This window comes from Shinella sp. JR1-6 (assembly GCF_004284735.1).
Lineage (GTDB): Bacteria > Pseudomonadota > Alphaproteobacteria > Rhizobiales > Rhizobiaceae > Shinella.
Map to the genome: position 1 here is coordinate 109177 of NZ_SHMI01000011.1, position 24547 is coordinate 133723.

Consider the following 24547-nt stretch of genomic DNA (forward strand, 5'->3'; position numbering starts at 1 on the left):
TTTTCCCTCCTGTTTCACTTCGGCGTTTGAGGGACAGGCACCGAAGGGGTTGGCGAGCGGCGTCCCGGGGACAGGAAGCCAGCGATGTCGTAGCGGCCGACGGCCAGGAAGGTGAGCAACAGCAGCCCCCAGGCGAAATCACGCACGAAATTGGAAAGGCCGCTGAAATTGAGCAGGCTCGACATGAGCTGCAGGGCGATGGCGCTGAGGACGACGCAGACGACGCGCCCATAGCCGCCCTCCGGCTTCACCCCGGCCATCACGGCAATGAGGATGGCGATGAGCAGGTACGAGCTGCCGTAGTCGAACTTCACATTGACGTTGCGTGCCGCGATGATGATGCCGACAAGGCCCGACAGCAGGCCGGATATCGCGTAGGTGGCGACGATCACGCCGTTCCTAGGAAAGCCTGCATAGACGGCGGCCTTGGGATTGGTGCCCATCAGCATCAGCCACAGGCCATAGGGCGTGAACTTCAGCAATGCGGCGACAGCGGCTGCGACCAGAACGAAGACGAGGAAGCCGATCGGAACCCCGGCGATCATGTCGTTGCCGATACCCGACAGCAGCGCGGGGCTGCCGACCGTCACGGCCTTGCCGCCGGAGACGACCACGGCGAGCCCCATGAAGGCCATCTGCGTCCCGAGTGTGCAGAGGATGGGCGTGATGTTCAGCCGAGAGATGAGGACACCGTTGATGATGCCGCCGGCAAGGCCGACGAGGAGGGCGCCCAGGATGAAGGCGAGACTGAAGGCCGTGCCGCTTTCCGCCGCCGAGATAAACGACGAGACGATGACAGCCGACAGGACGCCGGAAAGGTTAGCGAGCGCAATGCCCGAAAGATCGATACCGCCATTGCCGGCGCACATGGCGAGCATCACGCCGATGGCCAGGAGACCGATTTCCGGAACCTGGCTTGCCATGGACTGAAGATTGAAGAGGGAAAGGAACGAGCCGCCGGAAATCAGGGCGCCCGCCACCAGCAAAAGGCCGTTTATGACAGCAAGCATCGCCAGCTGTCTGCCGGTTTTTTGCATGATTTCCTCCCATTTGTTTACTAAACAAAGTCTAGCTTCACTAAAACGCTAGCAAAGGACTTTTGGCCTGACAAGCCCCGTCGGAGCGGAAAATTGGTTGCGAACGGGGTCGATTTGCCCTAGGTCTCGCAAAGTTCATCTAAATCGTTTAGTAAACTTGTTCGCAGTCGCAGCATGAAAAGGCCCGCATCTCCGCATGAAGAAACCGGGAAAACCGACCATCAGGGATATTGCCGAGACGGCAGGCGTATCGCCCGCGACGGTTTCGCTCGTATTGAACGGCAAGGGAGAGATTTCCGGCGTGACGCGGGCGCGGGTGCTGGAGGCGGTGGCAAACCTCAACTACGTACCCCGGGCAACGCGAAGCAGTGCGGAGCCCGGCGAAACACTGCGTTTCCTGAAGATCGCCAAGCATGGCCATACCGTCAACCGCGACCATAGCGTCTTCATCTCCGACTATATCGACGGCATGTCCGCCGAGGCGACACGGCGCAACTACACGCTGGAGGTCGTGAGCTTCGAGGGCCAGCCGATCAGCACGGTGGCGGAATCGCTGGCCGGCGCGCCGATATCAGGCGTCATCGCGCTCGGTACGGAGCTGACGGAAGCCGATATCAGGCTTATCCAGGGCCTGGGTTTCCCGACCGTCTTCATCGATACGTTCTATGACGTGCTCGAAGCGAATTTCGTCGATATGAACAACGAGGATGCGGTCTACAAGGTGCTCTCGCGTTTCCGCATGCAGGGGTTCCAGCGTATCGGCTTTGTCGCTTCTCATGTCGACACGACCAACTTCCGCCTGCGCCGCGAAGCGTTCTTCAAGAACATGGAGCGGCTGGGCCTGCCGGTGAACGGGGCTGACATCCTCTCGGTGGAATCGACCTATGACGGCGCCTATCTCGATACGCGCGCGCTGCTGTCGGCCGGGCTCGATCTTGCGGAATGTTATTTCTGCACGAACGACATCATCGCCTACGGCTTCATCCGCGCACTTCGCGAACATGGCATTTCGATTCCGCAAGACGTCTCGATCATCGGCTTCGACAACCTGCCGCAGAGCGCGACGATGGAACCGGGGTTGACGACGATCGACGTGTCGAAGCGCAAGATCGGCTATCTCGCCGTCACCGTGCTCGATGACCTCATCGCCGCCGCCGAGCCTCAGCCGCCGGTCAAGATCCTCGTTGGCGCGGAGCTCGTTCTGCGCGCCAGCCACGAGCACGGTGTCTCGAAGACGGTGCCGGAGCGCCCGAAGCGCAAAACCCGGCAGCCGGCGCAATAGAACCTGGGAGAAGCATCATGGAATACAGGACGCTCGGCCGCACGGGCCTCAAGGTTTCGGCGATCGCCATGGGCACCTTCTCCTTCGGCGGGGTCGGCGCCTTTGCCCGGGTCGCCAACCAGGGTGTCACCGAAGCGCGCCGTCTCATCGACTGCTGCATCGACGGCGGTGTGAACCTCTTCGACACGGCCAACATGTATTCGCTCGGTCGCTCGGAGGAAATTCTCGGCGAAGCGCTCGGTGACAAGCGCGAAAAGGTGCTGATCTCGTCCAAGGCCCGCATGCGTATCGGCGATGGGCCGAACGATGAAGGCACGTCGCGCTACCATCTCATCCGCGAATGCGAGCGCAGCCTCAAGCGGCTGAAGACCGACCACATCGACATCTACTTCATGCATGAATGGGACGGTGTGACACCGGTCGAAGAAATGCTGTCGGCACTCGATACACTGTGCCAGCAGGGCAAGATCCGCTATGTCGGCTGCTCCAACTATTCCGGCTGGCACATCATGAAGGCGCTCGGCTTGGCGGAGGCGAAGAACCTGCCGCGCTTCGTGACCCAGCAGATCCACTACACGCTTGAGGCACGCGAAGCCGAATACGAGCTTCTGCCGATTTCTGTCGATCAGGGCCTCGGCGTCATGGTTTGGAGCCCGCTCGCCGCCGGTCTGCTTTCCGGTGCCTTCGGACGCGACAGGGCGCCTGCCGATTCCCGTCAGGCCGTCGGTTGGAGCGAACCACCGATCCGGGACCGGGAGCGCCTGTGGTCGATCGTCGACGCGCTTGAGGTCATCGCCAAAACCCGTGGTGTCTCGGTGGCACAGGTCTCACTGGCCTGGACCCTCTCGCGCCCTGCCGTTACAAGTCTCGTGGTCGGCGGCCTCAGCGAGGATCAGTTCCGTGACAACATCGCCGCTGTCGATCTGAAGCTGAGCGAGGAGGAGCTGGACGCGCTGAACAAGGTCAGCCGCCCACCTTACATCTACCCTTACTGGCACCAGCACAACTTCGCCGCCGCGCGCTTCAGTGCTGGCGACCAGGCCCTGCACGACAGCTACGCAGATCTCGGCATGATCTAGGCTCAGGGCTCGTTGATCAGATCCAGAATATGACGGCGGCTGTGATGCAGATGGCGGATAAGAATGTGTGTGCGCACCGGTCGTAGAGTGTTGCGATGCGCCGCCAATCCTTGAGTTTGGCGAACAGGTTCTCGACCTTGTGGCGCTGACGGTAGAGCGTCTTGTTGTAGGCGAATGGGACTTTGCGGCTGCGACTGGATGGGATGCAGGGCTCGATGCCTCTGGCTTCGAGCTCCTGGCGGAACCAGGCGCTGTCAAAACCGCGATCGGCGATGAGGTGTTCGGCCGGCGGCAGGGCATCAAGCATGAGGCGCGCGCCTTTGTGGTCGCTCATCTGGCCTTGCGACAGGAGCAAGATGATCGGCCGGCCGTCACCGTCGCAGACGGTGTGGAGCTTGGAGTTCAGCCCGCCCTTGGTTCGCCCGATACGACGGGAAATATCCCCTTTTTTAGCAGGCTCGCCGCGGTGCGATGAGCCTTCAGTTGCGTCGATCATGATGCGTTCGGGTTTTGGCCCTTCACCCGCAAGGCCAGCGAAGATGCGGTCGAACACGCCCATTAGGCTCCAGCGGACGAAGCGGTTGAAGAGCGTCTTGTGCGGGCCATACCCTATCGGCGCGTCCTTCCACTGCAAGCCGTTCCTGATGACATAGACGATGCCGCTGATCACTCGCCGGTCGTCAACCCTCGGAACACCGTGCGACAGCGGGAGGAACGGCGATATCAGCGCCATCTGGCGCTCGCTCAGCGCAAAAGATCACCCATCACAGCCTCCTTCAACAGAGATCCTGAATCACATCTCAATCCAAATTAATAGGTCCTGAGCCTAGGCGATATGTAAGGATCCGGTTGCGGCAAGTTATGGCGCTTCTCTCGCATGCGGAGATGATCCTGCATGTGAGGGAGGCGCCATAAATTATTGATTATGCTCGGGAGGATAGCAAAGTCAGTGTCTGCTGGTAGTCTTGCAGGCGCGGGATTACGCGTGCGGTGCCTTTGGCCGTCATCCTACCTGCTGCGCGAGGTCCGGGTCCACTCGGTCTTCGGATTCGTGATCGAGACCGTGCCGAGCCGCTCGTTCGTCCGTTCGACCTTACCATTGTCGAGTACGCGGAACGTGACGTCGGGGTCGGAAAGCGAGCGGGCGGTATCGCCCGGCTTGCCGTGTCCCTGGACGATGCTGCCCAGCACGCTGCTTGTCGCGTTCATCCCGCTGTTGGCCGATGCCGAAGCCGAGGCGGCGGCGAAGAGGAGGAGGGTGATGGTGGCGATCTTGATGGTCATGGTGTTGTCCTCGTCATAGCGCTGCTTCGTTGCAGCAGGAGGACAGTACGAAGCGGATTTCACGCCCCCATCGCGTGAAGCTTACAAATTTGTCAAAGCATAGTGCGGGAAAGCGGGACTTGTTTTGTCTGGATATGTGCTCATGGATGCTTCTTTCTGTCCAGGCGCAAGGCGAACCCCGCCGGTTGTCTTGAGTGATCCATTCTCTTTCAAGATGACAGAGGAAATGTATCAAAAATACAACAATCTCTCGCCGAGCGCCCGGCTTACAGTGCTGTAAACTTCAGGTAAATCTGCCGAAAACTTGGGCGCGCCAAGTGGAGCGGCCCCGACATTGGGGTAGTTGCTCTTCTTGAGGTGAAAGATGAAATCCATTCGCACCGTCCTGTTGGCCGCCGCTGCTGCGTCAACCTCTTCCTTTGCCTACTCGGCCGATGCCGTGGTCGCCGCCGACCCGGAACCCATGGAATATGTCCGCGTCTGTGATGCCTTCGGCAACGGCTATTTCTACATTCCCGGAACGGAAACCTGCCTGAAGTTCAGCGGCTATGTCCGCTTCGACGTTCAGGGCGGCGAGGCGCTCGGCCGTGACACCGATCTTGACGGCGATGGCGATGCCTTCGATGCCCGTTCCCGTTCGTTGCTCCGCATCGATACTGCGTCCGATACGGAGTATGGCCCGCTGAAAACGCATACCGAGATTCGATTCAATTATCACGGCGGCTATGCAGGCCCGAACTACGCCTCGTCGGGTTATGATGCCGGTACAGACATCTTCCTCTACCAGGCCTTTATCGATTTCTATGGCTTCCGTGTCGGTAAGGGCGAGTCCGCATTCACGACATACACGAACTATGCCGGCAATGTCATTCAGGACTGGGTGACGAAGTACGGACCGTTCGAGACCAACTTCATCGCCTACAACTATGACAATGGTAACGGTCTCACCGGCGTGCTCAGCCTCGAAGACGACCGCGGCGAGGGCAAGGGCTACATGCCCGATTTCGTGGTCGGTATCGGTTATTCGGCAGGCGCCTATGGCGTCAAGCTCGTCGCGGGTTACGACGAATCGATGAAGGAAGGCGGGATCAAGGCCCGTGTTGACGGATCCTTCGGCGGTTTTTCTGCCTTTTTCATGGCCGGCTGGAACACTGATGGCGACCGCGGGCCGAATCGTTTCGCTGCCTGGTCCGGCGACTACGCGCTCTGGGCTGGCGTTTCCGCCCCCCTGGCTGAAAAATTCGTGCTGAACACCCAGCTTTCCTATGACGAAGCCGACAATTTCGCTGCGGTCGCCAATGTGGACTTCAAAGTCGTGGACGGCTTCACCGTCACGCCGGAGGTTCTCTACATGGACAATTTCGACCGCAAGGACGCCGACGCCTGGGGTGGCATGCTCCGCTTCCAGCGCAAGTTCTGACCATGAAGACCGGGCGCCCTTGGTGCCCGGTCCCGAAGCCTTTCGCATATATCACAAATTTGTAAACAAGCTTGTCTCAGTTTCGTCCAAACAACCCGCAATCGATCTGGCGGGCGGCGCTGCTTCCATCTGCGCTTCGCCCGGTGGAAGCATGAGGGCCTGAATGAAGATTCTTTTACTCGAGGACGACAGCAAGACGGCCTCGTATCTGGTCAAGGGCCTCTCCTCGGAGGGGCATGTCGTGGATCATGTTACGGATGGGCGGGATGCGCTGGCACTTGGTCTCGATTGCACCTACGAGGTGATGATCGTCGATCGCATGGTCCTCGGCCTCGATGGCCTGAGCCTCGTCAAGGCGCTGCGCTCGGCCCATGTCCAGACACCCGTCCTGTTCCTGACCGCGATGAGCGGTATCGACGACAAGGTCGAAGGTCTGCAGGCCGGCGCTGACGACTACCTCGCCAAACCCTTCGTGTTTTCCGAACTGATGGCGCGGATCGGCGCCCTGACACGCCGGCCCCCACTCTCCCAGGAAAAGACGCGCCTTAAGGTGGGAGACCTGGAGGTCGATCTGATGCGCCGGACCGCCGAGCGCGCCGGTACACCGATCGAGCTGTTGCCGCGCGAATTCGCTCTGCTGGAGCTTCTGATGCGCAATGAAGGTCGGGTTCTGACGAAGACGATGCTGCTCGAGCGGATCTGGAACTTCAACTTCGATCCGCAGAGCACCGTTGTCGAGACCCATATCAGCCGGCTGCGGGCCAAGATCGACAAGCCCTATGGCCGCTCCCTTCTGCATACGGTGCGCGGCAACGGATATTCCCTGCATGCGCGGCAGTAGCTTCCTGCGCAGTACGGCGCTGAAGCATGCCGCCGCCTACATGATGCTGTTCGCGGTTGCCAATCTCAGTGCCAATCTTATCGCCCATCGCATGGTGCTGAATTTCCTCGACGATCGCCTCAATGCCAGTGTCCTGGAGCGGTTTCGCGAAATCTCCTCCGCCTTTGACGTGGGGGGCGTTGCCGCGGCGGTCACGATGATCAAGAGCCATGGGCCGGCGATCCGGGGGGAGGAATCCGTCTACAATCTGCGGGATCCAGGCGGCCGGCTTCTCGCTGGAAATGCCGAACTGCCGCAGGCGGGCAAGGGGTTCTCGAGCCTCAATCCGGCGCGTTCGGACGACGGCGCACTCGCCTACAAGCTCTATCGCGGCGACCTTGGTGACTATGCCCTGACGGTGGGGGTGAGCTACAAAGACACCGACAGGCTGACGCGGATCGTGACGACCAGCTTCGGCTGGGCGACGGCGATCTCCTTCGGCCTTGGGACCGGGGGCGCCATCCTCGTTGCCGGGCGGCTGCGTCGGCGCGTCCGAAGGCTGGTCAGGGTCGCCCATGCGATTGGCAATGGCGAACTTGCCCTCAGGCTTCCAGTCTCCCGGCAGGATGATGAAGTCGATCATTTGGCCAAGGAACTGAACGGGGCCATCGGGCAGCTGGAATCGAGCGTCACCGCGCTGAAGCAGGTGACGACCGACATCGCGCACGACCTGAAGACGCCGCTCGGCCGGGTCTTTCTGATGCTGGACGAGTCCCTGCAAGCGCAGGATGCAGAAAGCGGCCGCGCCTTCACAAGTGCCGCGCTCTCGGAGCTCGCCGGCATTTCGACCACCTTCGATGCTCTCCTGCGGATCGCCCAGATTGAGGCGCGCGACCGCCGCACGAATTTCCGGTTCTTCGATCTGCAAACCCTTCTTGCCGATATCCACGATGCGTTTCGGCCGATTGCGGAGGATGACGGCTACATCCTGCATCTTGAATGCGACGGCGCGGCCATTGTCTTTGGCGATGCCGATCTCATCCGCCAATTGTGTGTGAACCTTCTCACCAACGCGCTGCGCCACACGCCGCCAGGCACGACGATCGAAATCGCATCGCGTCTCACGCCCGGCCATGTGCATCTTGTCATATCCGACAACGGTCCGGGCATTCCCGATCGCGAGCGCGGGAAGGTCTTCGACCGCTTCTACAGGCTGGACAAGAGCCGGAATTCGCCGGGAACCGGCCTCGGGTTGAGCCTCGTCAAGGCGATCGGTGAATTGCACGGCGGCACAGTGGCCCTGTCCGACAATGCGCCCGGGCTTGTCTGCACCGTGCGCCTGCCATCTGCCGGCTGATCCGGACGGTCCACGCTTCGCCAGTTTGAATTTTTGTAAGCTTCCCGCCGAACTGCCACAAAGTCCGCGCACTATCATTGGCGCGGATACGGAGGAGACCTGCCCATACCGTTTCCACTGCCGCCTGCTCGAGACTGACCTCCTCGGGCAGGCGGCATGCGTTTGTCCGGGGTGGATCGCCGTCCTCACGTCGAAGCGAGTTGGGAAAGCCTCCCGACGATGTTCTCGTCTTTGGCTACCCGGCAGATTTCGCCGCGTCCACGCCCTCCGCATCCGCAAGTGCGCGAAGGAAATGGTCGTTCTCCTCCCGCGAGCCGATGCTGACACGGATGAATGTCTCGAAGCCGGGTTGCTTCCAAGGTTTGACGATGACGCCACGCTTCAGCAGCGCCACGGCCAGATCCGAAGCGTTCTTTCCAGCATCGATGAAGAGGAAGTTTCCTTTCGACGGCGCGATCCGGTAGCCGGCGGCAGCGAGGGCCGTCTTCAGCCGTTCCCGTTCCGCAAGGGCGCTCTTGACCGATTGCGCGAGGTGATCCAGGTCTTCGAGGGCGACGACCGCCGAGGCTTGGGCAATTGCGTTGGTGTTGAACGGGGTGCGGGCGCGGTTGAAAAAATCGCAGAGACCGGTGTCGCTGACGACGCCGTAGCCGATACGCAGGCCCGCGAGGCCGTAGGCCTTGGAGAAGGTGCGCAGCACCACCCAGGGGATATCCTTGCCCTTGAGCATGTCGATCGCCGACGGATAGTCGTCGCCGGCGGCATATTCCGCATAGGCCTCGTCGATGACCAGCAGCGTCTCTGCGTCGAGCGCGGCGATGACTGCCGCCAGCTCGTCCGGTGTCAGCCAGCAGCCGACCGGGTTCATCGGGTTGGAGAACATCAGCATGCGCGGCTTGCGGGCTGCGGCGGCAAGGAGCGCCGCCATGTCGATGGTCAGGTTCTCGGTCACCGGCACGCGCTCGATCCGGCCACCCATCAGCGCCGTATAGTCTTCATGCAACGGGAAGGAGGGGTAGAGCGTCGCGACTGTGTCGCCGGGGCGCACGACCGAGCGGCAGATGACGCCGATCAGGTCTTCCGAGCCGTTGCCGAGGATGACCTGCCGGCTATCGACGCCGAAGCTGGCGGCGAGCCGGGTGCAGAGGGCGCGGCCCTGCGGATCGGGATAGAGGCGGGCGAGTTCGCCGATGTCGGAAAACAGCCGTCGCAAGGCCGGCGAGGGGCCAAGGGGGTTCTCGTTGGAGCCGAGCTTGGCGATGGTGTCCACCTGATACGTGGCCCGCACTTCTTCGAGCGTCAGACCGGCATTGTAGGGCGGGATAGAGCGGATTTCTCCGCGGATCAGGCTTGAAGGGTCTGCCATTTTGCGGCTCCATGCGATCAGTTTGCCATGCCGCATTCATACGCCCGGAATTTTGATCTGTATATATGTATAGACATTTTCTTGCGGAAGTGCTGTCCTCTGGCAGGAAGTCAATCGAGGTGCCGCCATGAACCGTCCGATCTTCGATCTCTCCAGCCGCCGCGCGCTTGTCACCGGGGCCAGCCGCGGGATCGGCCAGGCCATTGCGGTGGCGCTTGCCGAAGCCGGGGCCGATGTCGCCGTCACGGCGCGTGCGCTTGAGGGGCTGGCGGAGACCCGGGCGCTGGTGGAAAAAGCCGGACGGCGCTGCGTGGCGCTCGTGCAGGATGTCCGCGACGTGGAGGCCAGTGCGGCCGTGACGGCCGTGGCGGCCGATGCGCTGGGCGGCCTCGACATCCTCATCAACAATGCCGGCTTCGAAAATGTCCGCCCCTCCTTCGATGTCGATGAGGCCCTGTGGGAATCGATCCTCTCGACGAATCTGAAGGGCGCCTTCTTCTGTGCGCAGGCGGCGGGCCGCATCATGGCCAGGTCCGGTGGCGGCGCGATCGTCAATCTCTGCTCGCTGACCTCCTATGTCGGCATTCCGACGGCTGTGCCCTATGGAGCGTCAAAATCGGGTCTTCTCGGCGTGACGCGGGCGCTTGCCACGGAGTGGGCGCCGCACAATATTCGCGTCAACGCCATTGCCCCCGGCTACTTCCGCACGGCCATGACGGAGGCGTTCTACGAGAACGAAGAGTGGCAGACGCGGATGCTGGACAAGATCCCGCAACGCCGCTTTGGTGGTGAAGGCGATATCGGCGGTGTGGCGGTTTTCCTGTGCAGTGATGCGGCCGCCTATGTCACCGGCCATTGCATTCCGGTCGATGGCGGCTACCTTGCCTCGATCTGACAGCGCCAGCGCCTTGTATCGCTCGCGCCGTCTTTAGAGGCAGGCGTGAGAGGCGATTTTTCGCTATTGCACAAAATTTAGGCGGATGGTTTTGCAGTGCAAAAAATGCGCATATTTGGTTGACGGAGCTTGTATGCATATGTATAGACAACCTTACAAGATGCTCGGTCGCCCGCCCGCGGCCGTAGTGGCAAGAGGAAGCCTTCCAGCGCCCCTGCGTCGCCGGTAGGGCAGCACAGGGGAATGTCATGGGCGTTGTCGATGTCGAACAGCGTGCGGCCGAGCCGCTCGACCGGGTTGCGGTCTCCGTCAAAGATGTCAGCATGGTCTTCGGCAATGTCCATGCCGTAAAGAGCGCATCCTTCGATCTGCCGAAAGGCCGGTTTCTCACCATCCTCGGGCCTTCGGGATCCGGCAAGACGACCTTGCTGCGCATGATCGCCGGCTTCGATCGCCCGACCGGCGGCGAGATCTTCATCAATGGCCAGCCTGTCAGCGCCGTGCCGCCGCATGGCCGGGCTATCGGCATGGTGTTCCAGAAACTGGCGCTTTTCCCGCACATGACAGCGGGGGAGAATGTCGCCTTCCCGTTGAAGATGCGCCGCCACGATGCCCGCCGCATACCGGAGAAGGTGGAGCGCTATCTCGATCTCGTCCGCCTTGGCGGCTACGGAAACCGGCGTATCAACGAGCTTTCCGGCGGCCAGCAGCAACGCGTGGCCATTGCCCGTGCCCTGGTGTTCGAGCCGGATCTCCTGCTGCTCGACGAGCCGCTTGCCGCGCTCGACCGCAAGCTGCGTGAGGAAATGCAGCTGGAGTTCCGCCGTATCCAGAAGGAGCTCGGCGTCACGACGATCAACGTCACACACGACCAGCGCGAGGCACTTGTCGTTTCCGATGAGATCGTCGTCATGGACGGTGGCTCGATCCAGCAGAAGGCGCGCCCGGTGGATGCCTATCGTGCGCCCTCGAACGCTTTCGTCGCCAACTTCATCGGCGTCACCAACTTCATCGAGGGCAGGGTGGTCGAGCTTGCCGGAGCGCGCGCGACGATCGAAGCCAGCGGTCTTCGCCTTGCCGGCCTTGCGGCGGACGCAACGCTTGCGACCGGAAAGGCCGGCACCGGCGCGGTGCGGGCCGAGCAGATCCGCGTCGCGCCCAGGAACGGTCGGCTGGATGGCCTCGAAACCGTTGTCGATGGCCTCGTGGACGACTGCATCTTCGAGGGCGAGCGCGTCGTCTATGAAATCCGGGTTCCACAGCTCGGCGACGTCATGATGCGCGTCTTCGATCACGACCCCGAATCCCATTTGCAGTTCGGCCCGGGCGACGCGGTACGCCTCGGCTGGAATGCGAGGGACATGCATGTCTTTGCAAGATAACCAACGAAGGCTGAGCCAGAGGAGAACGCGTAATGTCGCATGATAAATTTTCTTCCATGCAGATCCGTCGCCGCACGCTGCTGGCGTCGATGGCCGCGGCCGGTGCGTCCGCAGGTCTTTCGACGCTCGGCGTCAGCCGCGCCTTTGCCCAGGAGCCTGAAAAGCCGGCCGAGATCATCGTCCGCGCCTGGGGCGGAAGCTGGGTCGAGGCGCTGAAGGCCGGTGTTTCCGACAGCTTCACCAAGGCGACGGGGATTGCCGTCCGTCATGACCTGACGGAAGACAACGAGATCCAGCCGAAGGTCTGGGCTGCCGTCGCCCAGAAGCGCGTGCCGCCGATCCACATCAACTGGGACACGACCACCAACGCCACCAAGTCGGCGCTGCGCGGTGTGACGGAAGACCTGTCGGACCTGCCGAACCTCAAGAACACCACCGATCTTGCCAAGCCCGTCGGGCTCGATGGCTATCCGATCGTCAACACCTATGGTTATGTCTACGTGCTGGCCTACCGCCCGTCGGCCTTCCCGAACGGTGCACCGAAGTCCTGGAAGGATCTTCTTGATCCGAAGCTGAAGGGCCGCATCGCGCTCTACAACGACGGCATCGGCTTCCACTTCCCGGCGCAGGTCGCCGGCGGCGGCAAGTTGGAGGACATTCCCGGCAACATGCAGCCGGCCTGGGACTTCATCTCGAAGATCAAGGAGCAGCAGCCGCTGCTCGGCGAGGATCCGGACTTCACCACCTGGTTCCAGAAGGGTGAGATCGACGCCGCCTGCACCATTTCGACCAATGTGCGCGAAGCCAAGAAGAACGGCATCGAGCTTGCCTGGGTGGTGCCGGAAGAGGGCGCGAAGTTCGATACGGACGGCCTGTGGATCCCGAAGGGCCTGCCGGAAAACGAACTCTACTGGGCCAAGCAGTACATCAACCATGCGCTGACCAAGGAAGCCCAGCAGGTCTGGCTTGACGGTCTCGGCCTGCCCGGCGTCGTGCCCGGCCTTACCCCGCCGGCCGACCTCGTCAACGACCCGTCCTACCCGACCACGGAAGAGGCCTTCAAGCACCTCATCCGCATCTCGTCCAAGGTGCAGGTCGAGAACGAGAGCCAGTGGTTCGCCAAGTTCAAGGAAATCATGCAGGGCTGATGCCCTGTCTGCCCGCCGCACACCATCGGCGGCGGGCACTCTCCTTTCGTTAAGAGGATCGGTTCATGCGCACTCCCCGTGCCGCATATCCCGTGACATGGCGTGTCATGGATATGCTCGAACGCCTTGCGGCCGCCGTCTGGCCATCGAGTTTCCAGCGGGGCTTGCCCTATCTCATGCTCATGCCGGCGATCGTTCTGGTGGGGCTGCTGGTGCTCGGCCTCGTGCAGATCGGCGATACGAGCCTCAGGACGCTCGATACCAGCACGTTTCTGATGTCGGAGACCTACACGCTCGCCAACTACCAGCGTGCGCTGACGGAGAGTTTCTTTGCGACGGTGGCCGGCCGCAGCCTGATGGGCTCGCTGATCGTCACCGCGGTTACGCTGCTCTTTGCCTTCCCCTATGCCTACCTGATGGTGCGCACGCCCTCCTCGGCGCTGCGCAAGTTCCTGCTGGTCGCTCTCTTCCTGCCGTTCTTCATCGGCCAGGTCGTGCGCGCCTATGGTTGGCTCATCATCCTCGGCAACCAGGGCATGGTCAACGAGGCGCTGGGGCTCGTCGGTGTACCGCCGATGCGGCTGCTCTACAATTATCCGGCCGTGCTGTTCGGCCTCGTACAATACATGCTGCCCTTCGCGGTGCTGATGCTGGCTCCGGCGCTGACGGCCATCCCGAACGAGCTGGAGGCTGCTGCCGCCTCGCTTGGCGCCGGCTGGGTGCGCACCTTCCGCCATGTCGTGCTGCCTTTGTCCCGTCCGGGCCTTGTCGGCGCCGGTCTCGTCGTCGTCACGCTGTCGCTGACGGACTTCGCCATCCCCGCCATCCTTGGTGGCGGCACCCAGGATTTCATCGCCAATGCGATCTACGACCAGTTCTTCCGCACCTCCGATCAGGGGCTCGGCGCGACGCTGTCGCTGATGCTCGTCGCCGTCGGATCCATCCTCGTCGGGGTCGTCTTCATGCTCTTCGGCGCCGGCACGCTTGCCATGGGGGAGACGCGAAAATGACCGGCAGCCACAGCAAATCCGTCGTCCTGTGGACCTTCGTCGTCGCCGCGCTTCTCATGCTCTCCGCGCCAACCATCGTGGTGCTTGGCGCCTCGTTCACGGCCGGCAACATCATCACCTTCCCGCCGGACGGCCTTTCTCTCAAATGGTATGGCGCGATTTTGCAGGCAAGCGATCTCCGGCAGGCATTCCTGCGCTCGCTGATCGTCGCCACCATCTGCACCATCGTCGCCATCCCCGTCGGCACGCTTGCCGGCATCGCCCTTGCCAAGTACCGCGTGCGCTTCGCCCGCTCCATCCAGATCTATCTGCTGCTGCCCTTCACCATCCCGTTGATCGGCTCCGGTATCGGCCTGATGCTGGTCTTCGGCAATGCCGGCGTGCTCGGCAAGCTGTGGCCCGTCGGCATTGCCTGCTGCGTCATCAACCTGCCCTTCATGATCTGGGCCGTAACTGCGAGTGCCAGCAACCTCTCGCCCGACCTGGAGCTGGCGGCGGCCAATTGCGGGGCGCCGCCCGTGCAGCGTTTCCTCTACATCACGCTTCCGGCGGTGCTGCCGGGCGTCATCACCGGCTCGCTCCTGATGTTCATCCTCGCGCTCAACGAGTTCCTGGTCAGCCTGCTCCTGGTGGATGCCCGAAGCGTTACGCTGCCGGTGCAGATCTACAATTCCATCCGGTCGATCATCACGCCGGATCTGGCCGCCATCTCGGTGGTCTTCATCGCCTGTGCCGCCGTGGCGATCGCCCTGCTCGATCGCCTGGTCGGTCTCGACATCTTCCTCAAATCGAAGTGACCCTTCGGCCCTTAGGGGCCAGCCATAAGGACAAGACGATGACATCAGTGTCTTTCTACGAGTATTCCAGGCTCAACGCCGAGGAGAAGGCGGCCCTCCTGCGCCGGTCGGAGAGCGATATTTCGAGCTTCATCGAGAAGGTCGCGCCGATCCTGGAGGCCGTGCGCACCGAAGGCGACAAGGCGCTGGCGCGTTTCGGGCGCGAGCTCGACAAGGCCGCCGTGACCGAAGCCAACCTCAAGGTCACCGAGGCGGAGTTCGACGCGGCCTTCAAGCTGGTCGATGCGAGCGTCGTGGAATCCATCCAGTTCGGTATCGACAACATCCGCACCTTCCATGAGGAGCAGAAGCCGGAGGCCATGTGGCTGAAGGAGATCCGGCCCGGCGCCTTTGCCGGTGACCGTTTTACGCCCATCCAGTCGGTCGCCCTCTATGTGCCGCGCGGTAAGGGCTCCTTCCCCTCGGTGACGATGATGACCTCGGTTCCCGCTGTTGTGGCCGGCGTGCCGAACCTTGCCATCGTCACGCCGCCGGCGCCGGACGGCTCTGTCGATGCCGCGACGCTGGTCGCCGCGCGCCTTGCCGGCGTGGAGACGGTCTATAAGGTCGGCGGGGCCCAGGCCGTGGCCGCGGTCGCCTACGGTACCGAAACCGTCAAACCGGCGCTGAAGATCGTCGGACCGGGCAGCCCCTGGGTGGTCGCCGCCAAGCGCTCGCTGTCCGGTGTCATCGATACCGGTCTTCCGGCCGGCCCTTCGGAGGTGATGATCCTTGCGGATGAAACGGTGCATGGCGGGCTTGCCGCGCTCGATCTCTTGATCGAGGCCGAACACGGCCCGGATTCGTCTGCCTACCTCGTCACCCACAGCCGCCGGGTCGCGGAGGAGGCGCTTGCCGCCCTGCCGGACCACTGGGCGCGCATGTCGGAGCAGCGCGTCGCCTTCTCCAAGGCTGTGCTCACCGGCAAGACGGGCGGCATCGTGCTTACGAGCTCGATCGAGGAAAGCTACGCCTTCGTCAATGCCTATGCGCCGGAGCATCTCGAACTCCTCTCGGAAGAACCCTTCATCCATCTCGGCCATATCACCGAGGCGTCGGAGATCCTGATGGGCACGCACACCCCCGTCAGCATCGCCAATTTCTCGCTCGGTCCGAACGCCGTCCTGCCGACGAGCCGCTGGGCCCGCACCTTCGGTCCGCTCTCCGTGACCGACTTCGTCAAGCGCAGCTCGATCGGTTATGTCACGGCGCCGGCTTACCCGGAATTCGCCCGGCATTCGCACAATCTGGCGGTCTATGAGGGCTTTTCGTCCCATGCGCTGGCCGTGTCGCCGTTGCGCCAGACCTATCTGAAGAAGGGCGGCTGAGACCATGAAGGTGGTGCGGCTCCACGATGCGAAGGACCTGCGGGTGGAGGCGGTGGCCCCGCTTTCCGCACCGTCTGCCGGCTTCGTCAATCTCGCGGTCCGGGCCGCCGGCATCTGCGGCTCCGACCTGCACAACTACCGCACCGGCCAGTGGATCACACGCCGGCCTTCGACGGCGGGGCATGAGTTCTGTGGCCGCGTGACGGCGGTCGGCGAGGGCGTCGGCCATGTCGCCGTCGGCGATATGGTCTGTGCGGATTCCCGCGTTGGATGCGGCACCTGCCCGGCCTGCTGCAGCGGGCGCGTCAATGTCTGCGAAAGCCTCGGCTTTGTCGGCGAAGCCTGCGATGGAGGCTTTGCCGAGACGGTGCAACTGCCTGCCCATCTCGTGCTGCGCCATGATGCGGCGCTTTCGCCGCGTGTCGCCGCGATGGCCGAACCGCTGGCGGTGGCGCTCCATGCCGTACGCCGGCTGGCCGCTCCGGCGGGGGAGCCGGTGCTCGTCGTCGGCTGCGGCACGATCGGCGGGCTGAGTGCGCTGCTGCTCTCGCGTCTGCACGACGGCCCGCTTCTTCTCGCAGACCTCAATCCTGAAAAGGCGGCGTTGGTAAAGGCGGTGGCGGGCGGTACGGTGGTTGCCCTGGAGCGGGATGCCCTCGACACGGCGCTTTCCGGCCGGCGGCTGCGCCATGCGCTTGATGCGACGGGCAGTGTCCGGGCCATTGCCGGTGTGCTGGACCTTCTCTCCGGCGGCGGGGCGCTGGCCCTCGTGGGCATCGGCCACGGCAAGCTTGATCTCGACCCCAACACCCTCGTTGAGCGGGAAATTGCGCTCGTCGGCTGTCACGCGTTCGCGGACGAACTTTCTGAGGCTGTCGGCCTGCTTGCCGAGCTTTCCCCGGCGCTTGAGTGCTTGATCGAGGTCCTGCCGGGGCTCGATGCGGTACCGGCGGCCTATGAGCGGCTTTTGCGGGGAGAAAGCCGGGCGCTGAAGACAATCGTCGCGGTGGCCGACTAACCGCTGCGTCATTCCGGTTGCCGGCCCTTCATGCCGGCGGAGACAGTGAACCATGAACACGCTTTCGGATTCGGCATCGCCGCTCTACGAGAAGGTCAAGGATTTCGTCCTCGGCAATATCGGCAGCGGCAAATGGAGCCGCAACAGCCGGCTCCCGTCGGAGAACGAGCTCGTCTCCGCGCTCGGCGTCTCGCGCATGACCGTACACCGGGCCTTGCGGGAACTGACCTCGGAGGGGCACCTGCGCCGCATCCAGGGCGTCGGCACCTTCGTTGCGCCGCCCAAGCCGCAATCGACGCTGATCGAGATCAGCAACATCATCACCGAGATCAAGGCGCGCGGCAGCCGCCACCGGGCCGAGGTGGTCGTGCTGGAACGCATCAAGCGGCCGGATCCGGAGCTGCTGCTCGCCTTCGAGTTCGAAGCCGTCCGACCCGTCGACCATTCGGTCTTGATTCATTTCGAGAACGACCTGCCCGTCCAGCTCGAGGAGCGCTACGTCAATCCGGACCTCGTTTCCGGCTATGTCGAGCAGGATTTCAGCATTGCTGCGACCTACGACTATCTGCAGACCGCTACGCCGCTGACCGAGGTCGAGCACCTGATCAGCGCTTTGCCGGCCGGCGAGGAGAATGCGCGGCTCCTGCAAATCCGCCCCGGTGACAGCTGCCTCGTCCTGCACCGCAAGACCTGGACGGGGCCGGTCGTCGCCACCGTCAACACGCTGACCTATGTCGGCAGCCGCTATTCGCTTGGCAGCCGATACCTGCACGGCAGCAAGTAAACCCCGTCCACCCGGAAAGAATGCCATGACCCAGCCCACGAGCCGCACGGCGGAAATCAGGAAGCTCGCCAAGACCGGAAGCGGGGAGGCGGAGCGGCTTTTGGCCGACCTGTTGCGCGATCTCTTTGCAATCGACGCGCGCAATGTGGCGATCAATCACGACCAGTACAGCCTCAACTCGCTGAACGGCTTCTTCGAGACAGACGAGGGTGCCTTCTTCTTCAAATTCCACCAGGAAGAGGGGGAGGAGGCGATGAGCGGCGAGTATTATCGCGCCGACATTCTGGCGAAAGCCGGCCTGCCGGTGGACCAGCCGCTCTTGATGTCGGTGCTGCCCGGCGAGCAGATCCTCGTCTATCGCCGCCGCACCGATCCGCGCTTCTCCGACGTCTTGCGGGCGCTGGACATGAAGGACGATGTCGCGGCACGCGAAAAAGCCGTCGAGGCCGAGCGCGGGCTGAGCGAGGCCGTGCTGAAGGTCTATCTCGACACGCTGCATCCGGTGAGTGCCGCCGAGGTTGCCGCCGAGCCGATCCACCGGCTGTTCTACGAGCGCCTGATCGATGCGCCGGCCGGCAGCTATCCCGGCGGGCGGCTTTCGCGCTTCTATGTCGGTGAGGATTTTGCCTTCCCCGGGCTTACGCTTGGCTGGGACCAGCTTTCGCGCTGCCGTTTCGTCATCAACGGCATCGAATATGAGGAGGGGATCGGCGCACTTTTCGACGCCGCGCATCAACGGCTCGCCCCGGCGTGCCTCGCAGATGCCGGCGGCGTCGTCGCCCATGGCGATGCCCACAATGCCAATGTCTGGTACGAGGAGCACGATGGCTCCTCGCGCCTTGCCTTCTTCGATCCGGCCTTTGCCGGTGAGAACATCCCGACGCTGCTCGCCGAGGTGAAGACAACCTTCCACAACATCCTTGCCCATCCCTTTTGGCTGTACGATCCTGCCGAAGCAGCAGCACGGTACGAGGCCAGCGCCGTCCTTGCGGGTGACCGGCTGCACGTCACCATGGACTTCACGCCGAGCCCGGTCCGGCTGGCGCTGCTGGACGTCAAGGCTGAAGCCCTGTGGCGTCCTTTGCTGGCGACCCTGAAGGCGCGCGGCCTGCTGCCCGCCGATTGGCGCCGGGTCGTCAGGCTCGGGCTCTTCCTCTGCCCGACGCTGGTGATGAACCTTCGCGCCGGTGCCACGAGCCACAATCCCGTATCCTCGCTCATCGGCCTTTCCGTTGCGGTGATGGCTGGCAGCGAGCCGGTGGCGGGGGAGGATGCGGTCACCCGCTTCCTCGACGCGATCGACCCCGGCAGAGGCTGATATGGCCCCGGTCAACATCCACGACTTCCGCGACCTCGCCCGGCGTCGCCTGCCGAAGATCTTCTTCGATTACATCGATGGCGGGTCGTTCGAGGAGGAGACCATGCGGGCGAACCGGTCGGATTTCGCCTGCTACGGCCTGCGCCAGACCGTGCTGGTGGAGCCGCGCCCACAGGATCTTTCGACCGCCTACCTCGGGCGCCGCCATCCCCTGCCGTTCATGCTGGGGCCGGTCGGTTTCCTCGGCCTCTATTCCGGCGATGGTGAGGCAAGGACCGTGCGTGCCGCCCATGCCGTCGGCATCCCCTTCTGCCTGTCGACCTTCTCGATCGCCTCGCTTGCCGATCTTCGCGCGGTGACGAACGGGCCGCTGCATTTCCAGCTTTATGTGCTGGAGGATCGCTCGCTTTGCGAGGAGTTCTTGCAGGCAGCAGAAGGGGCCGGCGTCGATACACTGTTCGTCACGGTCGACACGGCCATTACCGGCATTCGCGAACGGGACGTGCGCAACGGTTTCCGCTTGCTGACGCGGGTGACGCCGGGGCTTCTCGCCCGGCTGGCGTTGAAGCCGCGCTGGCTTGCCGATGTCGCACTCCGCGGTATGCCCTCCGTCCGGGCGATCGAGCATCGGCCGGACTTTGGCCGTGGCGCCCTGGAACAGGCGGCCAATCTGTCGCGCCGCATCGACAAGACGCTGTCCTGGAAGGACATCGCCTGGCTGCGGGAGCGCTGGACCGGAAAATTGGTCGTCAAGGGGGTCCTCGCGGCACAGGATGCCGTCACCGCCCGCGACCTCGGCTGCGATGGTGTGGTGATCTCCAATCACGGCGGCCGCCAGCTCGATGGTGCGGTGAGCACCATTGGTGCGCTTCCGGCGATCCGCGCCGCCGTCGGCCCGGATTTCTGCCTCATGCTGGACGGCGGTATCCGCCGCGGTACCGATATTCTCAAGGCAGTGGGGCTCGGCGCCGATGGTGTGATGCTCGGCCGTGCCTATGCCTATGGCCTTGCCGCGCAAGGAGAGGCCGGTGTCGCCGAGGTCATCGCGATCCTGACCCGTGAAATCTCGATCAGTCTCGCTTTGATGGGCATCGCCTCAATCGATGAGCTCAAGGCCGCGGGCAGTGCAGCCGTACGGTATAAGGGCGGTGGGGGCTGACCCAACCGTCTTCACGCGAAAACGATTCAGCGGGGAGTGGGGCTGAAAACCCTTTCCATCCCCCGGCAGGGTGGCCCGAGTTGCGTCTTGACGAACTTTATAATCATGGATAAAAAATATCCGTGATTAGCGAGGTGCAAGATGAAACTCAGCGATGGCGTGGAGCAGGCCATTCACAGCGTGACGATGCTCTCGGGGCTTTCCGCGGATGGCGTTCTGTCGGCAGCTGCTCTCGCGGAATTCCACGGGGTTTCGCCGAGCTATCTTCTGAAGCACCTGCAAGCGCTGTCGGGGGCCGGCATTGTCCAGACTCTTCCGGGTCCGAAGGGCGGATACCGGCTCGCGCGGCCCCCCGAAAAGATCACGCTGCTCGACATCGTGCTCGCTGTGGAGGGGGCAGGCCCGGCATTCCGCTGCAACGAGATCAGGCGGCGCGGGCCAAACCCTCTGCCCGCCCATCTGCTCACCAAGCCCTGCGGGATCAATGCGGCGATGTTGCGCGCGGAGCAGGCCTACCGCGCTGAACTGCGCCGGGTGAGCATTGCCGACATTCTCGCCGATGTCGGTGCGATGGACGATGGCACTATCGTCGCAAGAGGCTGTGCCTTCTTGGACATCCACGAACGAAAGTCAGGCAGCAAGGCCTGATCCGGACATTCCAAACCCTCAAAAGGAGAACACCATGCAGGCACGTTTCGATTTTCCGAAGGCCGCACCTGACGCCTACAAGGCCGTCGCCGCGCTGGAAAAGTATGTGAGGGAGGATTCCGGTATCGACCACCGCCTCCTGCATCTCATCAAGCTGCGGGCCTCGCAGATCAACGGCTGCGCTTACTGTGTCGACATGCATGTCAAGGAAGCGCGTCGTGACGGACTGAGTGAGCAATGGATCAACATGGTCAGCGTTTGGCAGGAATCCCCGGTCTTCGATGCGCGTGAGCGAGCTGTCCTCGGCTGGACCGAAGCCCTCACCAATGTGGCCCAGACACGCGCGCCCGATGCGGATTTCGAGCCGATGCGCGCCTTCTTCTCCGAACCGGACATAACGAGGCTGACGGTCGCGATCGGCACGATCAATGTGTGGAACCGTCTTTGCGTCGGCTTCCGGTCGCAGCACCCGCTGGACGCGGCATAGGGTTGTCCAGCCTCTGTCATGGCGCGCCTCTCCCATAGGGAGGCGCGTCGAAAGCAAGGCTCCACGGCTTGTGGTCGAGGACCTCAAGGGGCATTGCCATCCTGCCGTCACGGAACGGTGCCTGATCGGCGGCCACAAGGTGACGCCGATCCGCACTGCCTGCATGGGCATGGGTTTGTTGGGCTCCCGGAGGACTGTATCCGAGAGGAGCCGGGGCCGGAAAGCTAAAACCGTTGCCGCTCCAAGAAGGGGCGGAACAATAGCCCGCGATTTATCTTGTCTATCTCGATCCTGATGATGCGGGGCCTGGTGCCGTGAGGCTTGGCCAGGTCATCCAGGACGAGGCGCACAAGTGCGAATGGCGCTTGTGCGACGACTGGTGGCGCGCCCGCGCCGCCTCATGGAATCCGGGGGGGCGCTCCGCCGCCGCTGCCAGTCTCTCCAACCGTCACCGGCGTCGTTGGAGGCGTGGCTCTCGATCGACATATCCCACCTGTTCTGCCGGATGTGGTTGCAAAACACGCCGTTTTGTATCGGTGCGCGTGGTTTTCGCGGGAGGCCTATTGACAAGCGGCCGCTCATCAAGCTTCATACATTCGTCCGATAAAGCAGACATATGTACATTATATCGGACATGTGAATTTCTTTTGGGGGAGCACCATGACCATTTCCTTTCGCGCCGGCGCGCTGACGCTGGCTGTTTCCGCTGCGCTGTTTTCCACGCCGGTTCTCGCCGACGGCAGCAAGCTCGATGAAGTCATTGCCCGCGGCCACCTGGTCCTCGGTACCGGCAGCACGAATGCGCCCTGGCATTTCAAGAGCGCGGAAGACAAGCTGCAGGGCTTCGACGTCGATATGGGCCGCATCATCGCCAAGGCACTGTTCGGCGACCCGGACAAGATCGAGTATGTCAACCAGTCGTCCGACGCGCGCATCCCGAACATCACCACGGACAAGGTCGACATCACCTGCCAGTTCATGACGGTGACGGGCGAGCGCGCCCAGCAGATCGCCTTCACCATTCCCTATTATCGCGAAGGCGTCGGCTTGATGCTGAAGGCGGACGGCAAGCATGCCGACTATGCGGCGCTGAAGGCGGCGGGTTCCTCCGTCACCATCTCGGTTCTGCAGAACGTCTATGCCGAGGCGATGGTGCATGCCGCACTGCCCGAGGCGACGGTCGACCAGTACGAGTCCGTCGATCTGATCTACCAGGCGCTGGAATCCGGACGTTCCGATGCGGTCGCCACCGACCAGTCGTCGCTTGCCTGGTACATGACGCAGAATCCCGGCCGCTACAAGGATGCCGGCTACGGCTGGAACCCGCAGACCTATGCCTGCGGCGTCAAGCGTGGCGACCAGGACTGGCTGAACTTCGTCAACACGGCCCTGCATGAGGCCATGACCGGCGTCGAGTTCGATTTCTACGCCACGTCCTACAAGACCTGGTTCGGCAAGGAACTGGCGCCTCCGCAGATCGGCTTCCCGGTCGAATTCAAGTGATTGTCAGGGGAGCGGGGCCTGCCCCGCTCCCCGAATCGGGATAGCCTGCCATGGGTTACACGCTGAACTTTGCCGCCGTCTGGCGCAGCTTCGATCTCCTGCTTAGCGGCCTTGCCCTGAGCCTCGGCCTTGCCGTCACCTCCATCCTCATCGGTGCGGCCATCGGCCTTGCCGTCGCCTTCGCGCTGACGTCGAAGAGCCGGTTCGTCAGTGCGCCGGCGCGGCTCTACGTCACGATCATCCGCAACCTGCCGATCCTCGTGCTGGTGCTCTTCGCCTATTTCGCGCTGCCGCAGATGGGCTTCCGGCTGGGCAAGATCGAAAGCTTCGTGCTGGTGCTTTCGCTCTATTCCGGCGCCTATCTTGCCGAAGTCTTTCGTGCCGGGCTCCTGTCCATTCCGCGCGGGCTGACAGAGGCGGGGCTTGCCATCGGCCTCACGTCCATGCAGATTCGCAGCTCGATCATCGCGCCGCTGATGCTGCGCAACGTGCTGCCCTCGCTCTCCTCCACGGTCATCTCGCTCTTCAAGGATACTTCGCTTGCCGCGGCGATCGCCGTGCCGGAGCTGACCTTCGCGGCGCGCAAGATCAATGTCGAGAGCTTCCGCGTTATCGAGACCTGGATGGTGACCTCGGCCCTCTATGTCGCCACCTGTTTCCTCATTGCCGCATTGCTCCGCCTGGTCGAGCGCCGGCTGGCCCTGCCGAGGTAGACCCGGATGACCTCCTTTGCCTTTCTCGAACAGCTCTGGATCGCGCGCTACGTCATCATGACGGGCCTTGCCACCACGGTCTCCATTTCCCTGCTCGCCATCGTTGCCGGCTCCCTGTTCGGCGTGCTCGTCGGCCTTGCGCTCGTCTATGGAGGGCGCGTGTTGCGCTTCATCGTGCGCGCCTATACGGATATCATCCGCGGCACGCCGGTGCTGGTGCTCGTTCTGGCGAGCTACTACGTCTCCGCTGCCGCCGGCGTGGATCTCGGTCCCTTCTCGGCCGGCGTCCTGGCCCTTGCCGTCTTCTGCTCGTCCCATATCGGCGAGATCGTGCGCGGCGCGCTTCAGGCCATTCCGAAGGGGCAGACCGAGGCGGCCAAGGCGATCGGCCTCACCTTCGGCCAGACCTTCACCTCGGTGCTCTGGCCGCAGGCCCTGCGCCAGTGCCTGCCGGCCTGGGTCAACACGGCGGCCGAGATGGTGAAGGCCTCGACGCTGCTGTCCGTCATCGGCGTTGCGGAACTTCTCCTGCGCACGCAGGAGATCATCTCGCGCAACTTCATGAGCCTCCAGTTCTATTTCCTGGCCGGCGCCCTCTATTTCATCGTCAATTTCGGCATCGAGCGCCTCGGCAAGTATGTCGAGCGCAAGACCGCCCTGCCGTCCTGAGGAG

25 protein-coding genes are annotated in these 24547 nt (G+C 63.0%); 20 read left to right on the plus strand and 5 right to left on the minus strand.

The window, feature by feature from the left end:
* Window positions 1-14: 14 nt before the first annotated feature.
* Window positions 15-1037, minus strand: coding sequence for an ABC transporter permease (locus EXZ48_RS19525; RefSeq protein ID WP_050745666.1), 1023 nt, complete (start codon window positions 1035-1037; stop codon window positions 15-17).
* Window positions 1038-1233: 196 nt separating this feature from the next.
* Here EXZ48_RS19525 and EXZ48_RS19530 point away from each other — a divergent pair, with 196 nt between their 5' ends.
* Window positions 1234-2319: a LacI family DNA-binding transcriptional regulator gene (locus EXZ48_RS19530; RefSeq protein ID WP_024270401.1), complete on the plus strand. Its 1086-nt coding sequence runs from the start codon at window positions 1234-1236 to the stop codon at window positions 2317-2319.
* A 17-nt stretch (window positions 2320-2336) separates the two neighbouring features.
* Window positions 2337-3398 carry an aldo/keto reductase gene (locus EXZ48_RS19535; protein WP_050745665.1) on the plus strand — a complete coding sequence of 354 codons (1062 nt, stop codon included), beginning with the start codon at window positions 2337-2339 and terminating at the stop codon, window positions 3396-3398.
* Window positions 3399-3414: 16 nt separating this feature from the next.
* On the opposite strand, the gene EXZ48_RS19540 is transcribed toward EXZ48_RS19535, so the two are convergent.
* The 3 genes from EXZ48_RS19540 to EXZ48_RS34935 all read right to left on the minus strand — a co-directional run bounded on the left by EXZ48_RS19540 (window position 3415) and on the right by EXZ48_RS34935 (window position 5057).
* Entirely contained in the window at window positions 3415-4146 is a 732-nt protein-coding gene (locus EXZ48_RS19540; RefSeq protein ID WP_130517721.1) for an IS5 family transposase, read from the minus strand.
* 260 nt (window positions 4147-4406) lie between these two features.
* Window positions 4407-4682: a hypothetical protein gene (locus tag EXZ48_RS19545; protein ID WP_024270403.1), complete on the minus strand. Its 276-nt coding sequence runs from the start codon at window positions 4680-4682 to the stop codon at window positions 4407-4409.
* A gap of 231 nt (window positions 4683-4913) precedes the next feature.
* Entirely contained in the window at window positions 4914-5057 is a 144-nt protein-coding gene (locus EXZ48_RS34935) for a hypothetical protein (RefSeq protein ID WP_156334124.1), read from the minus strand.
* Here EXZ48_RS34935 and EXZ48_RS19550 point away from each other — a divergent pair.
* The 3 genes from EXZ48_RS19550 (at window position 5047) to EXZ48_RS19560 (ending at window position 8279) form a co-directional block, all read left to right on the plus strand.
* On the plus strand, window positions 5047-6102 hold the full coding sequence (locus EXZ48_RS19550; protein WP_050745664.1) for a porin: 1056 nt from the start codon (window positions 5047-5049) through the stop codon (window positions 6100-6102). The two genes, EXZ48_RS34935 and EXZ48_RS19550, sit on opposite strands and share 11 nt — an antisense overlap.
* A 163-nt stretch (window positions 6103-6265) precedes the next feature.
* Window positions 6266-6943 (plus strand): response regulator transcription factor, encoded by a 678-nt coding sequence (locus EXZ48_RS19555; RefSeq protein WP_050745663.1) that lies wholly within the window; start codon window positions 6266-6268, stop codon window positions 6941-6943.
* Window positions 6930-8279 (plus strand): HAMP domain-containing sensor histidine kinase, encoded by a 1350-nt coding sequence (locus EXZ48_RS19560; protein WP_130517723.1) that lies wholly within the window; start codon window positions 6930-6932, stop codon window positions 8277-8279. Before EXZ48_RS19555 ends, EXZ48_RS19560 begins: the two co-directional genes overlap by 14 nt.
* A gap of 235 nt (window positions 8280-8514) precedes the next feature.
* On the opposite strand, the gene EXZ48_RS19565 is transcribed toward EXZ48_RS19560, so the two are convergent.
* The gene (locus EXZ48_RS19565) at window positions 8515-9645 is read right to left on the minus strand and encodes a histidinol-phosphate transaminase (protein WP_130517725.1); all 1131 of its coding nucleotides are present in this window, start codon (window positions 9643-9645) and stop codon (window positions 8515-8517) included.
* Between the two features lie 127 nt (window positions 9646-9772).
* On the opposite strand from EXZ48_RS19565, the gene EXZ48_RS19570 reads away from it, so the two are divergent.
* From EXZ48_RS19570 to EXZ48_RS19640, 15 genes are all read left to right on the plus strand, one after another.
* Window positions 9773-10540: an SDR family NAD(P)-dependent oxidoreductase gene (locus EXZ48_RS19570; RefSeq protein ID WP_023517073.1), complete on the plus strand. Its 768-nt coding sequence runs from the start codon at window positions 9773-9775 to the stop codon at window positions 10538-10540.
* 248 nt (window positions 10541-10788) lie between these two features.
* Window positions 10789-11922 (plus strand): ABC transporter ATP-binding protein, encoded by a 1134-nt coding sequence (locus EXZ48_RS19575; protein ID WP_050745661.1) that lies wholly within the window; start codon window positions 10789-10791, stop codon window positions 11920-11922.
* 32 nt (window positions 11923-11954) lie between these two features.
* On the plus strand, window positions 11955-13070 hold the full coding sequence (locus EXZ48_RS19580) for an ABC transporter substrate-binding protein (RefSeq protein WP_023513490.1): 1116 nt from the start codon (window positions 11955-11957) through the stop codon (window positions 13068-13070).
* A gap of 65 nt (window positions 13071-13135) precedes the next feature.
* Entirely contained in the window at window positions 13136-14080 is a 945-nt protein-coding gene (locus EXZ48_RS19585; protein ID WP_130517726.1) for an ABC transporter permease, read from the plus strand.
* Window positions 14077-14877: an ABC transporter permease gene (locus tag EXZ48_RS19590; RefSeq protein ID WP_050745660.1), complete on the plus strand. Its 801-nt coding sequence runs from the start codon at window positions 14077-14079 to the stop codon at window positions 14875-14877. The genes EXZ48_RS19585 and EXZ48_RS19590 overlap by 4 nt, the downstream gene beginning before the upstream one ends.
* A gap of 38 nt (window positions 14878-14915) precedes the next feature.
* A complete protein-coding gene (gene hisD, locus EXZ48_RS19595) occupies window positions 14916-16244 on the plus strand; it encodes a histidinol dehydrogenase (protein ID WP_023513487.1) in 1329 nt (442 codons plus the stop codon).
* Window positions 16245-16248: 4 nt separating this feature from the next.
* A complete protein-coding gene (locus EXZ48_RS19600; RefSeq protein WP_130517727.1) occupies window positions 16249-17262 on the plus strand; it encodes a zinc-binding dehydrogenase in 1014 nt (337 codons plus the stop codon).
* A gap of 52 nt (window positions 17263-17314) precedes the next feature.
* The gene (gene hutC / locus EXZ48_RS19605; protein ID WP_023513485.1) at window positions 17315-18046 is read left to right on the plus strand and encodes a histidine utilization repressor; all 732 of its coding nucleotides are present in this window, start codon (window positions 17315-17317) and stop codon (window positions 18044-18046) included.
* Between the two features lie 25 nt (window positions 18047-18071).
* The gene (locus tag EXZ48_RS19610; RefSeq protein ID WP_130517729.1) at window positions 18072-19364 is read left to right on the plus strand and encodes a hypothetical protein; all 1293 of its coding nucleotides are present in this window, start codon (window positions 18072-18074) and stop codon (window positions 19362-19364) included.
* Window position 19365: 1 nt separating this feature from the next.
* Window positions 19366-20523 (plus strand): alpha-hydroxy acid oxidase, encoded by a 1158-nt coding sequence (locus EXZ48_RS19615; RefSeq protein ID WP_050745656.1) that lies wholly within the window; start codon window positions 19366-19368, stop codon window positions 20521-20523.
* Window positions 20524-20664: 141 nt separating this feature from the next.
* Window positions 20665-21171, plus strand: a complete 507-nt coding sequence (locus EXZ48_RS19620; protein WP_050745655.1) for an Rrf2 family transcriptional regulator — start codon at window positions 20665-20667, stop codon at window positions 21169-21171.
* 34 nt (window positions 21172-21205) lie between these two features.
* On the plus strand, window positions 21206-21658 hold the full coding sequence (locus tag EXZ48_RS19625; protein ID WP_050745654.1) for a carboxymuconolactone decarboxylase family protein: 453 nt from the start codon (window positions 21206-21208) through the stop codon (window positions 21656-21658).
* A 660-nt stretch (window positions 21659-22318) separates the two neighbouring features.
* The gene (locus EXZ48_RS19630; protein ID WP_050745653.1) at window positions 22319-23161 is read left to right on the plus strand and encodes a transporter substrate-binding domain-containing protein; all 843 of its coding nucleotides are present in this window, start codon (window positions 22319-22321) and stop codon (window positions 23159-23161) included.
* Between the two features lie 50 nt (window positions 23162-23211).
* Window positions 23212-23874, plus strand: a complete 663-nt coding sequence (locus EXZ48_RS19635) for an amino acid ABC transporter permease (RefSeq protein WP_050745652.1) — start codon at window positions 23212-23214, stop codon at window positions 23872-23874.
* Between the two features lie 6 nt (window positions 23875-23880).
* Window positions 23881-24543: an amino acid ABC transporter permease gene (locus EXZ48_RS19640; protein WP_050745651.1), complete on the plus strand. Its 663-nt coding sequence runs from the start codon at window positions 23881-23883 to the stop codon at window positions 24541-24543.
* The last annotated feature ends 4 nt before the right edge of the window (window positions 24544-24547 follow it).

Coding starts and splice junctions, on each gene's coding strand:
- EXZ48_RS19635 (WP_050745652.1), top strand. CDS start 23,212: ATGGGTTACACGCTGAACTTTGCCGCCGTCTGGCGCAGCTTCGATCTC.
- EXZ48_RS19570 (WP_023517073.1), top strand. CDS start 9,773: ATGAACCGTCCGATCTTCGATCTCTCCAGCCGCCGCGCGCTTGTCACC.
- EXZ48_RS19580 (WP_023513490.1), top strand. CDS start 11,955: ATGTCGCATGATAAATTTTCTTCCATGCAGATCCGTCGCCGCACGCTG.
- EXZ48_RS19610 (WP_130517729.1), top strand. CDS start 18,072: ATGACCCAGCCCACGAGCCGCACGGCGGAAATCAGGAAGCTCGCCAAG.
- EXZ48_RS19630 (WP_050745653.1), top strand. CDS start 22,319: ATGACCATTTCCTTTCGCGCCGGCGCGCTGACGCTGGCTGTTTCCGCT.
- EXZ48_RS19565 (WP_130517725.1), bottom strand. CDS start 9,645: ATGGCAGACCCTTCAAGCCTGATCCGCGGAGAAATCCGCTCTATCCCG.
- EXZ48_RS19535 (WP_050745665.1), top strand. CDS start 2,337: ATGGAATACAGGACGCTCGGCCGCACGGGCCTCAAGGTTTCGGCGATC.
- hisD (WP_023513487.1), top strand. CDS start 14,916: ATGACATCAGTGTCTTTCTACGAGTATTCCAGGCTCAACGCCGAGGAG.
- EXZ48_RS34935 (WP_156334124.1), bottom strand. CDS start 5,057: ATGGATTTCATCTTTCACCTCAAGAAGAGCAACTACCCCAATGTCGGG.
- EXZ48_RS19530 (WP_024270401.1), top strand. CDS start 1,234: ATGAAGAAACCGGGAAAACCGACCATCAGGGATATTGCCGAGACGGCA.
- EXZ48_RS19555 (WP_050745663.1), top strand. CDS start 6,266: ATGAAGATTCTTTTACTCGAGGACGACAGCAAGACGGCCTCGTATCTG.
- hutC (WP_023513485.1), top strand. CDS start 17,315: ATGAACACGCTTTCGGATTCGGCATCGCCGCTCTACGAGAAGGTCAAG.
- EXZ48_RS19525 (WP_050745666.1), bottom strand. CDS start 1,037: ATGCAAAAAACCGGCAGACAGCTGGCGATGCTTGCTGTCATAAACGGC.
- EXZ48_RS19575 (WP_050745661.1), top strand. CDS start 10,789: ATGGGCGTTGTCGATGTCGAACAGCGTGCGGCCGAGCCGCTCGACCGG.
- EXZ48_RS19615 (WP_050745656.1), top strand. CDS start 19,366: ATGGCCCCGGTCAACATCCACGACTTCCGCGACCTCGCCCGGCGTCGC.
- EXZ48_RS19620 (WP_050745655.1), top strand. CDS start 20,665: ATGAAACTCAGCGATGGCGTGGAGCAGGCCATTCACAGCGTGACGATG.
- EXZ48_RS19585 (WP_130517726.1), top strand. CDS start 13,136: ATGCGCACTCCCCGTGCCGCATATCCCGTGACATGGCGTGTCATGGAT.
- EXZ48_RS19590 (WP_050745660.1), top strand. CDS start 14,077: ATGACCGGCAGCCACAGCAAATCCGTCGTCCTGTGGACCTTCGTCGTC.
- EXZ48_RS19550 (WP_050745664.1), top strand. CDS start 5,047: ATGAAATCCATTCGCACCGTCCTGTTGGCCGCCGCTGCTGCGTCAACC.
- EXZ48_RS19600 (WP_130517727.1), top strand. CDS start 16,249: ATGAAGGTGGTGCGGCTCCACGATGCGAAGGACCTGCGGGTGGAGGCG.
- EXZ48_RS19545 (WP_024270403.1), bottom strand. CDS start 4,682: ATGACCATCAAGATCGCCACCATCACCCTCCTCCTCTTCGCCGCCGCC.
- EXZ48_RS19640 (WP_050745651.1), top strand. CDS start 23,881: ATGACCTCCTTTGCCTTTCTCGAACAGCTCTGGATCGCGCGCTACGTC.
- EXZ48_RS19625 (WP_050745654.1), top strand. CDS start 21,206: ATGCAGGCACGTTTCGATTTTCCGAAGGCCGCACCTGACGCCTACAAG.
- EXZ48_RS19560 (WP_130517723.1), top strand. CDS start 6,930: ATGCGCGGCAGTAGCTTCCTGCGCAGTACGGCGCTGAAGCATGCCGCC.